Here is an 11,862-nt window from a genome sequence, read left to right as displayed (position 1 = left end):
ATATAGAATAAAAACAATATCCTTCCTATACCATTCCTGATTTTACCGATAGTTTTTATCGCTGAAACAGCTCATTCAAAACAGGCATTTATCATGGAACATATTGTTTAACAAGCACATAACTATTATCTGCCGACAGAAAGTTATGTTTCAGTCAAGTTAAACTGTTTACCGTTAAAAACATGTAATAAATTCGGCAGTTATTCTTCCACAAAAGTCTGTGTGTGAAGAGCGCTATCAGTGTTCCCGTTGCCAGAAAATCTTCTTACCAAAACCGAGGCTACTGTCTGTCATTTTGATATGATCGATCCGGATTGTCCACACAATTCCAGGCACTGCCACGGCCATTGGGTTCTGTAAATAATATTGGGCAGCTCCATTTTTTGAAAGTATATCATCTTCGGGTAACAATACTCCTTCAAACTGCGCACCTCTTACCAGTAGTTTCTGCAATTTATCGGGCAATATGGTTCCGGCAACATGTGGATTTGCGAGAAGATAATTTGAATGGCGCGTATCTGCTGAAGATTTGTAATACAGGAGATGGTCTTTACTATTGTATGCATAAAAACAGCTGAAACAATAAGGCATACCCTTTTCACCAATGCAACAAATACTGGCAGCTGTTTGTTGCGAAATAAATTTGTCGATATGATCTGTCATACGATCTTAATAATTTTTACCGGGCAGGCTTTGGCCACATCTCCTGATTGCAACAGGGCCGCACCGGTGATGTTTATCATAAAAACTCCTTTCTTATCTGTACTTCTTAACAAAGTTGCCTTACCATCCTTCTTCGACATGCGCCAGAATTCCGGCTGTTGTTCATAACACACGCCGCACCCGATACACTTATTCCTATAATGAATGATCTTAGGCATGGGTAGCATTTACAATCTTGTATAATTTATCATTGGGTGTTACCTTGGTATCAAACAGCAATGTGATTTTATCCCCCTTTACGGCTTTCTCAGCCTCTTCACCGTTGACATATAGTGTTTCTACCTGCTCTTTTACCATGCCACAGGCAGGCCCCGTTACCAGTAAGGTATCTCCCACCTGTAAGGTTCCGGATTCTACCAGGAATTCTCCCACTTTTTTTCTCGGATAATAACGTGATCCTTTACCGATGTATATTTTCTTTTCGGTAGCGGCAGATCCGGCTCCGGTTGCCCATTCACCCGTTTTTCTGCCGAGATAATAGCCTTCCCAGAATCCACGGTTATATACTTTTTCCATCTCTGCTTTCCAGTCAGCGGCTTTCGCCTGCGTAAATTTACCCTGGGCAACAGCGTCTGCCGCTTCCCGGTAACAGCGTGTCACAGTTTGCACATAATCCGGTCCTTTGGGACGGCCTTCAATTTTTAAAACTGCCACTCCGGCTGCGATTACCTGGTCCAGTATTTCAATGGTGCAAAGGTCTTTGGGCGACATGATGTATTCGTTTTCGATCATCAGCTCCTCGCCAGTTTCTGCGTCTTTCACAAGATAGGACCTGCGGCAGTTCTGCACACAAGCTCCCCGGTTGGCGGATGCATTCTGCTGGTGCAGGCTGATATAACATTTCCCCGAAACGGCCATACACAAAGCACCATGTACAAAGATCTCCACTTTTACCAGCTCTCCTGAGGGTCCTAGGATCTTTTTCCTTTTTATCTCACTGATAATATTTGCCACCTGCTTCAGAGTGAGTTCTCTGGCCAATACCACCACATCCGCAAAACGTGCAAAAAACTGTACAGACTCAATATTGCTGATATTGGCCTGCGTTGAAATATGCAAGGGTATCTGCAGCTGCTGACAATATTCGATGACCGAAAAATCAGCGGCAATGACCGCGTCTACGCCGTGTTTCTTAGCTTCCTTCAAAATGGATCGGAGTAACTGCATATCGTGTTCATACATCACCGTGTTTAAAGTAAGGTATGCTTTACAATGGTGTTTCCCGCAAGCTGCTACTATCTTCTTAATATCGCTAATGGCAAATGCGTTGGCAGAGCGACTACGCATATTCAGTTGCTCCACGCCGAAATAAATGGAATCGGCTCCCGCATTAAAAGCGGCCTGCAAACTTTCGAATGAACCCGCCGGCGCCAATACCTCTACAGTTCTTTGCTTCATACAGATTTTTTGTGCTTCTTTTTACTTTGTAATGCCAACAGAGTTTCTTTTCTTACCTGGGCAGATGTATAGGCTTCTTTTTCTTCTGCTGTTACCGGACGCACACCGATCACACTGCTCACTTTTCCTTTTTTATCCAAGGCCACAAAATGAAAATAAGCTTCACTGATCAGGTATTTTTTGGCTTTTAATACCTTACGCGCATATGCCTGAGCCTGAATCTCCATGGAACTGGTAAAAGCCCGGGTAACTTTTGCATGAATGGTTACAATATCACCCACATTGGCAGCGGAATTGAATACTACCTGGTTAATTGCGGCTGTAACACAGATCTTATCGGCATGGGTCTGTGCACATACCGCCGCTGCAATATCCATCCATTCTACCAGGCGGCCTCCCTGTAAAATACCCATTGGGTTGGTATCATTGGGACAAACCACTTCCGTTTTGGTGATGACAGAGGCCGAAGGCGGTTTTGTTTTTATTTGTTTCATATTATCAGATAGCAGAAGGTTCAGCAATGATCATTTCGATTTCTTTCTTAATCAATGATGTAATCTGGCTTGCCTGTTGTTGATCAAAATCTTCGTGTTTTCTTTTACTTACCCCCAGTGCAGAGAGATCGTAATGTGTGTCCGGCTCTACCGAATGATTACGCAGACAGGCTTTGGCACATGCCAGCGGGCATCCATCTATGACTACGATCTTTCTTCCCGACAATGCCGTTCGCACCAGGCTTTTCACATTACCACCCACTCCGGCAATACACGACATTTCTGCAATACCCATCCTGTCTAACTGAACAGCAATATCATTGGCCATTTGTGCAGCACTGGAACAACCGGAACAGGAATAGACCAGGGGTAACTCATCTTGTTTCATTTTCATAAGATTCTGTTTCACATTACGGGTTTCGTTTTCTGAAACCGCTATTGTATCATTCATTTATCAATTGCTTATGGCTGCTACGGGCTTTTCTTTTAAACCGCTACCCAACCTGGTAACAAACCATACCAATGGTATAACACCACCTACTGTAAACAAGGCTCCTCCAATGATACGTAACCAGGTCAGTGTCTGGAACCCTTTACTTCCGATAAAGACCTCACTCCTGGCAAACCACAAACCTTTTTCGGTCACCGTATTGAACTGGTAAATGCCTGCAGGAAAAAGATCGAGAAATACCATCAGCAGTAACCCTACATTAATAGACCAGAAAGCAGTACGCAATAATCGCGGGTTCCACCGCTCAGATTTAGTGATCAGCTGACAACAAAACAAAACGGCTGCAAGGGCCAGGTTTCCATATACCCCCATCAATGCGGCATGCCCGTGGTTCACCGTTAAATACGTACCATGTTCATAATAATTCGCTATTGGCAGGTTGATGATAAAACCGAGTACTCCCGCTCCAAAAAAGTTCCAGAAATTAACTGCTACCAAGAATAGGAATACTTCGGAAAAACCAAAACGTTTACCAGCATCACCGGAAATACCACTGCCATTTTCCAATAACTGTGGCAGTTTGCTGAAACGCCAGGCTTCCAGTGTAAGCAATACCAGCGGAATTACCTGTAAGGTGGAAAATACAGAACCCAGTGCCATGGTAAATACGGGTTTCGCATTCCAGTAAAAATTGTGTGAGATGCCCAGAAGGCCAGAGCCAAGGAATAATAAAGTTGCAAGATAGATGACCCGGATAACGGCCTGTTTACTCACCAATCCCATCACCACCATAAAATAACCGATGAGTACGGTAGTGAACACTTCGAAAAAAGCTTCTGCCCACATATGTACCACCATCCAGCGCCAGAAATCGGCGATCACAAAATTGGTTTTTGGTGTAGCAATGAATCCTGAAATGAGCAACAGGATGATACTGAATGTGGCATAAACCAACCAATTGGGCAATGCCCAGGGCTGTTTCAGTTTCATGACAGGTTTTATACCCTGGTAAATGGTAACGGCCCAGATGATGAAGACCACACCCAGGATGACCTGCCAGAGTTTTCCGATCTCCACATATTCCCATCCCTGGTGACCCAGCCAGTACCAGTTTTTACCGATTAAACCATGTGGCCCCAGTAATATTCCCGTGAATGATCCGCCTACCAAAAGTACCGTAAGCCAAAAAATCAGGTTGATCCGGGAAACCTGTCTGCGTGATTGCTGAGGCGAAACCAGGGACATCATAAAAAAGGAAGCCCCTATCCAGCAGGCCGATATCCAGAGGAGCGACAATTGTACATGCCAGCTTCGGGTTATTGTGATAGGCAGTGGTTCTGAAATATCAAAACCGAAATATGAAACGAAGCCCACAAAATCGTGTACGGTTAAAATACCTGCCAGTACCTGCACTGCAAACAAAAGAATTGCGACAAAGAAATATTTATAGGTTGCCCGCTGCACCGCATCCGGTTGAAATCTGGCGATCTCCCCACTGGTCATGAAGGGCTGGCTGTTTTTGGTATAGGCTTCATCATCCAGCTTTTCCAGTTTGCCATGGTAATACAAAACAATGCCCAATCCGAATATGAGGCCCAAAGAACCGATGATACTCCAGAGTATGATGGCCGGACTGGGTGTATTGCCAGCTGCCGGATCGTAAGGCCAGTTATGGGTATAACTATAGGTTTCACCAGGACGTTCTACTCCGCAAACCCAGGATCCCCAGAAGAAAAATGCCGTCAGCGCTCTTAAAGATGTTTTATCCGTAAGGTATCCGCTAGGTTTAAAAGCGCCGGGAAAACTTTTATCAGTGAATTTCCGATCATAATATTTTACCAGTTCACCGGTTGCGTATACCTGTGCATCGGTCAGTAATACCTTGTTTGTTTCTTTTTGATACCGATTGATTTTGATCTCGGCTTTTACCTGCTCCTTTGCTCCCTGTTGTAACAGAGAAGCATTGGAGTCTGTTATCATATGGGCTGCATAATAATCGTTCATGTATTGTGACACCAGGTGTAAGGCCTCGGCCGTATAATCCGGTCCGCGGTTAGCACCATCACCAAACATGCTTCCATATTCCATCAACGCGTATTTCTGAAATACAGCCTGCCCATCCAGGATCTCTTCTTTTGAAAACACAGTTTTGTTGCCACCTGTTACAAAAGAAGGAATGGGCGGCGCTTCTGTGTACGTATGCACACCAATCATAGTTACGCCTGTAATACTGATCACAAAAATTACCAGTAATGGAAGCCACCAGTTTTTGGGATTAAGTAAATAGGCAATGAAGTTTTTATTTGCCATATCTAAAATTTATTGGCGAATATAATAATAAAGGATAATTTTATCCTTAATTATTTTAACACCTCCCCATGTTCGCAGAAAGGCAAAAGATCGCTGTTCTTTCTTTATTGATAATCAGCTTTTTACTGTATTCTTTTTCCATTTACTTAAATCCCCCGCAAAAAAATCAAACGGCTTCCGTGCTGGCAAACAAGGGCAAACTGGCATGGCAGCAGTACAATTGTGTGGCTTGTCACCAGGTATATGGTCTGGGTGGTTACCTGGGTCCCGATCTTACCAATACTTATTCCCAAAAAGGAGCAGCCTATATTAAAGTATTCCTGGCCAATGGAACCGCCACCATGCCCACCTTTCATTTATCAGATGATGAGATCAGCGCTTTGACAGCGTACCTGCAACAGGTTGATGCATCAGGCTCATCCGATCCAAGAAGTTATACAATCCAACCAGATGGAACCATTCAACAGTAAACAACCTGATATACCCGGATTATTCAGTCTGACAGCCTTATTATTACTGGTTACAGGAATGGCATGGGGTGTAACGGGCGGACTGCAATACCTGATGCCAGGATTGCTGAAAACGTATTTATCCTTTGAAAAAATAAGACCCTTACATGTATCATCAGTAGTGTTCTGGATCATCCTGGGCGCCATGGGTGCCGTATTATCCTATCTGCAACAGCATACAGGAAGGAAAATCTCATCGGTAAAGCTGTTGAAGATCCAGTTTCTACTTTTTGTTGTTAGCGTTATGCTGATACTTGTCTCCTATTGTGCAGGAATATTCGGTGGAAGGGAATATTGGGAGTTCCACCCTTTGCTGTCATTACCGATCACAATCGGCTGGATTTTATTCCTCATCAATTTCCTGAGATCCGCAGGCAGCCTGAAAAATCAACCTGTATATGTATGGATGTGGTTAACCGGCATTATTTTCTTTCTCTTCACCTTCCTGGAATCATATTTATGGGTATTCCCCTATTTCAGAAATCATGTGATCACAGATATGACGATTCAATGGAAATCATACGGATCAATGGTAGGATCCTGGAATATGCTGTTGTATGGCAGTAGTATTTTTCTAATGGATAAGATTAACAACCATAAGAAATACAGCTATTCAAAAATGGCTTTCATATTATACTTCACAGGCTTATTCAATCTCATGTTCAACTGGGGGCACCATATTTATACCTTACCTACACATACCTTTATCAAACATATCAGTTATGCAGTGAGTATGACAGAACTGTTTATCCTGGGCAGGATTATTTATTTATGGAGAGCATCGCTTACAGAAGCCAGAAAGAATTTCTACCACATCAGTTACCGGTTCTTAGCAGCTGCTGACCTGTGGATATTCCTGACATTGATATTGGCTATTGCAATGTCCGTACCCGCCATTAACGTATATACACACGGCACACATATTACCGTAGCCCACACCATGGGAGCAACCATCGGCATCAACAGTTTTATCCTGCTGGCCATTTCATTTGATCTGCTGAACGATACCTGCCAGTCGTTTGAACCCTTCCAAAAACTCTTCAGGCGCGGTTATTGGGTGGCCAATATCTCATTACTGGTATTCTGGCTGAGCCTGATCGGAGCCGGTGTACTGAAAGCCAGGTGGCAAATGAGTCAGGAGCAGGAAGTATTTCAAAGCATGATGCAGCAGCTACGCCCATTTTTTGTATTGTTCTTTGTTTCCGGAACAAGCCTGTTATGCGGTATCCTGATGGTGGTATACCCGTTACTGCGAAACCAATGGGTCTGTTATTTTACAAACAATGCCGAAAAAAAGCAACGCAAGCGGTATTTCTCCGCAACACATTTCAGCATAGAGTAATTGCCCATATCTGCTAAAACTCTTTCTCTGCCATTTCACTTGCCGGCAGACTGATTTTCCGGTTCTTTTTGGTGAGATTGAAATTTACAGAGAACTGCAGCTGGTCGGGTTATAAGTATAAACAACTATTGACAACAGGAAAGTCCGACAAAAGGAAACTGCTTTTCTGGTTATTAACAAGCCGGTATCGGTAAACTGTCATTTAAACCGGTGAAAGTGATTTTGTATTGCATTACCTGGCAATCATTTCCTGATCAGGCGTACTCTTTTGACAGCGTCCAGCAGTGGATATTGTTGCAGAAATGCCTGCTTATTTCGAAGCAAAAGTTCATAGTGAGTAAATACGCTATCACCATAACCGGCATAGAGGCTGTCCACCACATCCATACCGCTGGTTACTTTACCCAGGACGGGATAACCCCTTACACCCAATACCGTAAGCGTATCCAAACGGGGAGCGTTATTCCGCAGATTGATGAACAGGTCATTACCCCTGCTTTCTTTGCCACTTCTGGCAAAACTGATGGTTCCTCTTTCATTGGGCTGTAAAACAGGCTCATCGGGTATTTTTACCAAGTTCCATTTCGCCTGTTTCAGCGAATCATCACCACCTAACTGAGCTACATAATTGGGGCGTATGCGATAAAACAAAGTATGGTCATAATACCGGTGTTTTATCTGGACATACAACCTGTCTACAGCAAGGGGTGACCATTGGCGCGTAAAATCCGCTTCAACATTTCCATGGGATGTTTCAAACAGTACACTAAAATGCTCCGGAGCCTTTTCCCGAAGCCATTTTTCACGGAACATCGGGCGCTGGCAAGCGATGGTCAGGAGACATAGACTAAAGAAAAGGAGGTATCTCATGAGACAGGTATCTTTTACCTGAAATTACACATTCGCTCCATATCAAAAGTGCCCTTGTCCCCTGGCATGAATTTTTTCACACCAGGGTACAAAGGCACGGTTCGCATTAATCAGTAAAACTGCTTATAATTGGATCGCCCATTCATTCAACATGGGTCTGCCCAGTAAAGCATTCGCTTCGGGATCGTTTTGAAACGTTTCTGCTACAGGGTCCCATTTGAGTTTTCGGTTCAGTCGGTAAGCGATATTACCGATATTACAAACAGAAGCCGTGCGATGACCGATCTCTACATCGCAGATAGGTTTACTGCGAAGCCGCATAGCGCTCAGGAAATCCTTATAGTGATCTTCGCTCTTGTAAACATGTTTCTCATTTTCACCAATACCCTTGTCTTTCAGCGAAGCTGGCGTGGTTTGCAGTTTCCCGCGCTGCACTTTCAGTTCTCCTTTTGAACCCAGGAAATGGATGGCATTGTTCCAGTCCCATTTTTCATGCGTCATGGTTATACCATTGGCATAACGGTATGTAAGAAAAAGATGTTCCTTTCCATCAGGCGCCGTCACTTCAACCGGCCCGCTGTTATCCATACCCAATGCCCACTGGACAATATCGAACATGTGCGCACCCCAATCAGTTACCATACCGCCTCCAAACTCCCTGTAATTTCTCCAGTTAGGATATACATCTTTACTGACCGGTGGTGCCAGTTCTGCATTAAAAGCCACAGGTGCGTTAGGTCCCAGCCATTTTACCCAATCCAGTCCATCCGGTATGGGTTCTGCCGGAAGGTCATAAGCTACCGGTGGAGGGCCTACATTTACTTTAATGGATTTGATATCACCGATATACCCATTACGGATCAGTTCCGCCGCTTGTCTGAACTCAGGCCAGGAACGCTGCATACTTCCTGTCTGGAAGACCCTATCGTATTTACGGGCGGCATTGACCATGGCTCGTCCCTCCTTTACGGTAAGTGCCAGGGGTTTTTCGCAGTAGATATCCTTACCGGCTTCTGCAGCACGTACAGCCATTGCAGCATGCCAGTGGTCGGGGGTGGCTATCACTACCGCATCCACATCCTTTCTTGCCAGCAATTCCCGGAAATCGTTATAGACAGGTATCTCTGCATAAGTTCCGTATTTGGGATTTTTGGCATATTCAGATTTGATCTTCTCCAATGTGAGTTCTGCTTTTGCCTGGTACACTTCACTCAATGCTACAAAACGGATCTGCTCTGTTCTCAAAAAATAAGAAGAAAGTATCTTACCTTGTTTGCCTCCACCTATCAAACCCAGGTTGATGATATCACTGGGAGGTGTATACAACATACCTGACTGACTCTTTCCTCCCAATACATATCTTGGCACAATCATGAAACCGGCCAAAGCTTTGGCTGTTGTTCCAACAAAGTCTCTCCGTGAGACGGAATTATTTTTTTCTTTTTTCATACGGGCTGTTTAATGTTATCGAAATGGTTGTAGAGTGTTGTTAGTCTGAAAATGAATACGGTCTTGCTGCTTTTGCAATACCCCTGTTGACAGCAGGTTTATTACCCATCCTGAAATGTAATACCCCTCCCTTCCTAATATCCGCATGTTCCAGGTAGTTTTTGGCATATGCTATCCCACGCAGATCTGCTGATTGAATATACAGGTTTTTATAGCTGTTCTCCGGTGCTGATATAACAAATTTTTTACCATTGGCTAATTGTAATGTGGCTTTGGTAAACAAGGGTGATCCGATCACGTATTGGTTGGTTCCGGGACATACCGGATAAAATCCCAGGGAACTGAATACGTACCAGGCACTGGTTTGACCATTGTCTTCGTCGCCACAATACCCATCAGCTGTTGGTCTGTATAGTTTCTGCATCACATCCCTGACCCGGTATTGCGCTTTCCAGGGAGCCCCGCAATAATTATAGATGTAGATCATGTGTTGAATAGGCTGGTTGCCATGCGCATACTGACCCATATTCATCACCTGCATTTCCGTCATTTCGTGTATCACGCCACCCCGATAAGCAGAACCGTCAAATACGGGCCGCTGATCAAATACACTATCAAGCATCTGCTCCATAACACGATCGCCACCCATTAATTTCGATAACCCGGCAAAATCATGAAAAACACTCCAGCTGTAGTGCCAGGCGTTCCCCTCCACGAATTCACCACCCCATTTCAGGGGGTTGAACCCATTTTGAAAACTGCCATCCTTATTACGGCCACGCATTAATTTATAGTTGGGATCAAAAAGATTTTTATAGTTTGCCAGTCTGCCGGCAAACCTTGCCACCACATCTTTGGGTTTCTTTAGTGCAAGGTTAATACGGTACAGGCAAAAATCGGCATACGCGAACTCTAATGTCTTGGCGGCACTGCCTCCATATATATCTGCCGGAACATATCCCAGCCGATTGTATTCCTGCACTCCATCCCTGCCGAGCGTATTTATTGGACCCACATTCTCTGTATTCTTCATCAATGCTTCATACAGAATATCCATATCATAACCACGGATACCTTTGAGATAGGCATCCGATATCACTGAAGCGGAATTACTGCCGATCATGGTTCTGCGATGTCCCGGACTGGCCCATTCGGGTAACCAGCCACTTTCCCGGTAGGTATTGGCTAAACCCTGCAGTATCCGTGATTCCAGTTCGGGATACATAAGTGTGAGAAACGGGAACAAAGAGCGGAAAGTATCCCAGAAACCGGTATCTGTAAAAAGATACCCCGTGTCTATATTTCCGTTATATGGACTATAATGCACTACACGGCCATGTTCATCGTACTCATAGAATTTCCGGGGAAATTGCAGCATCCTGTACAGGCAGGAATAAAATGTTTTTTGTTGTTCTTCGCTACCTCCTTCTATTTTGATCCTTGAGAGTTCGGTATTCCAGGCCTGCTTGGCTTTGAGTGATACCTGGTTGAAGTTCTGTTGCGCCACTTCCTGCTGCAGATTGCGCTCAGCCTGTTCGTAAGATATGAAGGAGGATGCGATACGGAGATGCACCTGTTCCCCTTTTTGGGTAGAGAAGCCTACCACTGCCTGTGCATGCGTGCTGCTGATCTCGTTTTTACCGGGTATCAGCAGACTGTCATCAACCACATAAGTGATGGCAAATGGTTTATCTGAATAGATCACAAAATAGTTCTTGAAATTGACAGGCACGCCTCCCCGGTTACGGGTGGTATACCCCATGATCTTGTTCTGTTCCGGGATGATTCTCAGATAAGATCCCCTGTCGAATGCATCTACCAACAAAAAAGAACTGTCGGATCTGGGGAAAGTGAGCCTGAACATGGCACAACGTTCCGTAGGTGTTATTTCTGTTAGTACATCATGATCGGCCAGGTACACGTTGTAATAATAAGGTTTGGCGGTTTCTGCCTTATGCGAGAACCAACTGGCTCTTTTTTCTTCGTTCACCTGCAGTTTTCCCGTCATGGGCATAATGGAGAACTGCCCGTAATCTCCCATCCAGGGTGAAGGTTGATGGGTTTGTTTGAATCCACGGATCTTATCGGCGGCATAAGTGTATTGCCAGCCATACCCATTGGTACCAGTCTGTGCTGTCCAGCAATTCATCCCCCATGGTAGGGTGATAGCGGGGTAAGTATTGCCGTTGGAAAAACTGTATTTTGAATCTGTTCCCATCAACGGGTTCACCATTTCTTCCGGCTGGAAAGAAGTTTGGGCCTGCGCCGAGACACAAATACAGAAAGATAAAAACCAGTAATATATTTTCCGCATAT

General features: G+C 44.4%; 11 protein-coding genes. 2 read left to right on the top strand and 9 right to left on the bottom strand.

Features of this window, described 5'->3' with window-relative positions:
• Nucleotides 1–237 precede the first annotated feature (237 nt).
• The 6 genes from ACH3Y6_RS06725 to ACH3Y6_RS06700 are packed head-to-tail and all read right to left on the bottom strand — an operon-like array spanning nucleotide 238 to nucleotide 5,376.
• Nucleotides 238–663, bottom strand: coding sequence for a hypothetical protein (locus ACH3Y6_RS06725; RefSeq protein WP_490834832.1), 426 nt, complete (start codon nucleotides 661–663; stop codon nucleotides 238–240).
• Complete coding sequence (locus tag ACH3Y6_RS06720; RefSeq protein WP_490834831.1) at nucleotides 660–881, bottom strand: ferredoxin; 222 nt, start codon at nucleotides 879–881, stop codon at nucleotides 660–662. Before ACH3Y6_RS06720 ends, ACH3Y6_RS06725 begins: the two co-directional genes overlap by 4 nt.
• Entirely contained in the window at nucleotides 874–2,121 is a 1,248-nt protein-coding gene (locus tag ACH3Y6_RS06715; RefSeq protein ID WP_490834830.1) for a U32 family peptidase, read from the bottom strand. Before ACH3Y6_RS06715 ends, ACH3Y6_RS06720 begins: the two co-directional genes overlap by 8 nt.
• On the bottom strand, nucleotides 2,118–2,615 hold the full coding sequence (locus ACH3Y6_RS06710; protein WP_490834829.1) for an acyl-CoA thioesterase: 498 nt from the start codon (nucleotides 2,613–2,615) through the stop codon (nucleotides 2,118–2,120). The genes ACH3Y6_RS06715 and ACH3Y6_RS06710 overlap by 4 nt, the downstream gene beginning before the upstream one ends.
• A 4-nt stretch (nucleotides 2,616–2,619) precedes the next feature.
• Nucleotides 2,620–3,009 (bottom strand): putative zinc-binding protein, encoded by a 390-nt coding sequence (locus tag ACH3Y6_RS06705; protein WP_490834828.1) that lies wholly within the window; start codon nucleotides 3,007–3,009, stop codon nucleotides 2,620–2,622.
• A gap of 60 nt (nucleotides 3,010–3,069) precedes the next feature.
• Nucleotides 3,070–5,376 (bottom strand): nitric-oxide reductase large subunit, encoded by a 2,307-nt coding sequence (locus ACH3Y6_RS06700; RefSeq protein ID WP_490834827.1) that lies wholly within the window; start codon nucleotides 5,374–5,376, stop codon nucleotides 3,070–3,072.
• 179 nt (nucleotides 5,377–5,555) lie between these two features.
• Between ACH3Y6_RS06700 and ACH3Y6_RS06695 the strand changes: the two genes are divergently transcribed.
• On the top strand, nucleotides 5,556–5,846 hold the full coding sequence (locus ACH3Y6_RS06695) for a c-type cytochrome (RefSeq protein WP_490834826.1): 291 nt from the start codon (nucleotides 5,556–5,558) through the stop codon (nucleotides 5,844–5,846).
• Nucleotides 5,827–7,227 (top strand): cbb3-type cytochrome c oxidase subunit I, encoded by a 1,401-nt coding sequence (locus tag ACH3Y6_RS06690; protein ID WP_490834825.1) that lies wholly within the window; start codon nucleotides 5,827–5,829, stop codon nucleotides 7,225–7,227. The genes ACH3Y6_RS06695 and ACH3Y6_RS06690 overlap by 20 nt, the downstream gene beginning before the upstream one ends.
• Before the next feature lie 243 nt (nucleotides 7,228–7,470).
• On the opposite strand, the gene ACH3Y6_RS06685 is transcribed toward ACH3Y6_RS06690, so the two are convergent.
• The 3 genes from ACH3Y6_RS06685 to ACH3Y6_RS06675 form a co-directional block, all read right to left on the bottom strand.
• Nucleotides 7,471–8,097 carry a peptidylprolyl isomerase gene (locus tag ACH3Y6_RS06685; RefSeq protein ID WP_490834824.1) on the bottom strand — a complete coding sequence of 209 codons (627 nt, stop codon included), beginning with the start codon at nucleotides 8,095–8,097 and terminating at the stop codon, nucleotides 7,471–7,473.
• A gap of 123 nt (nucleotides 8,098–8,220) precedes the next feature.
• Nucleotides 8,221–9,546 (bottom strand): Gfo/Idh/MocA family protein, encoded by a 1,326-nt coding sequence (locus ACH3Y6_RS06680; RefSeq protein WP_490834823.1) that lies wholly within the window; start codon nucleotides 9,544–9,546, stop codon nucleotides 8,221–8,223.
• A gap of 40 nt (nucleotides 9,547–9,586) precedes the next feature.
• Entirely contained in the window at nucleotides 9,587–11,860 is a 2,274-nt protein-coding gene (locus ACH3Y6_RS06675) for a GH92 family glycosyl hydrolase (RefSeq protein WP_490834822.1), read from the bottom strand.
• Nucleotides 11,861–11,862: the final 2 nt, after the last annotated feature.

It is taken from the genome of Sediminibacterium sp. FW305-C-269 (assembly GCF_058231045.1).
This window is presented reverse-complemented; position numbering and strand designations above follow the sequence as displayed.

Coding starts and splice junctions, on each gene's coding strand:
- ACH3Y6_RS06725 (WP_490834832.1), bottom strand. CDS start 663: ATGACAGATCATATCGACAAATTTATTTCGCAACAAACAGCTGCCAGT.
- ACH3Y6_RS06675 (WP_490834822.1), bottom strand. CDS start 11,860: ATGCGGAAAATATATTACTGGTTTTTATCTTTCTGTATTTGTGTCTCG.
- ACH3Y6_RS06715 (WP_490834830.1), bottom strand. CDS start 2,121: ATGAAGCAAAGAACTGTAGAGGTATTGGCGCCGGCGGGTTCATTCGAA.
- ACH3Y6_RS06690 (WP_490834825.1), top strand. CDS start 5,827: ATGGAACCATTCAACAGTAAACAACCTGATATACCCGGATTATTCAGT.
- ACH3Y6_RS06705 (WP_490834828.1), bottom strand. CDS start 3,009: ATGAAAATGAAACAAGATGAGTTACCCCTGGTCTATTCCTGTTCCGGT.
- ACH3Y6_RS06700 (WP_490834827.1), bottom strand. CDS start 5,376: ATGGCAAATAAAAACTTCATTGCCTATTTACTTAATCCCAAAAACTGG.
- ACH3Y6_RS06710 (WP_490834829.1), bottom strand. CDS start 2,615: ATGAAACAAATAAAAACAAAACCGCCTTCGGCCTCTGTCATCACCAAA.
- ACH3Y6_RS06720 (WP_490834831.1), bottom strand. CDS start 881: ATGCCTAAGATCATTCATTATAGGAATAAGTGTATCGGGTGCGGCGTG.
- ACH3Y6_RS06680 (WP_490834823.1), bottom strand. CDS start 9,546: ATGAAAAAAGAAAAAAATAATTCCGTCTCACGGAGAGACTTTGTTGGA.
- ACH3Y6_RS06685 (WP_490834824.1), bottom strand. CDS start 8,097: ATGAGATACCTCCTTTTCTTTAGTCTATGTCTCCTGACCATCGCTTGC.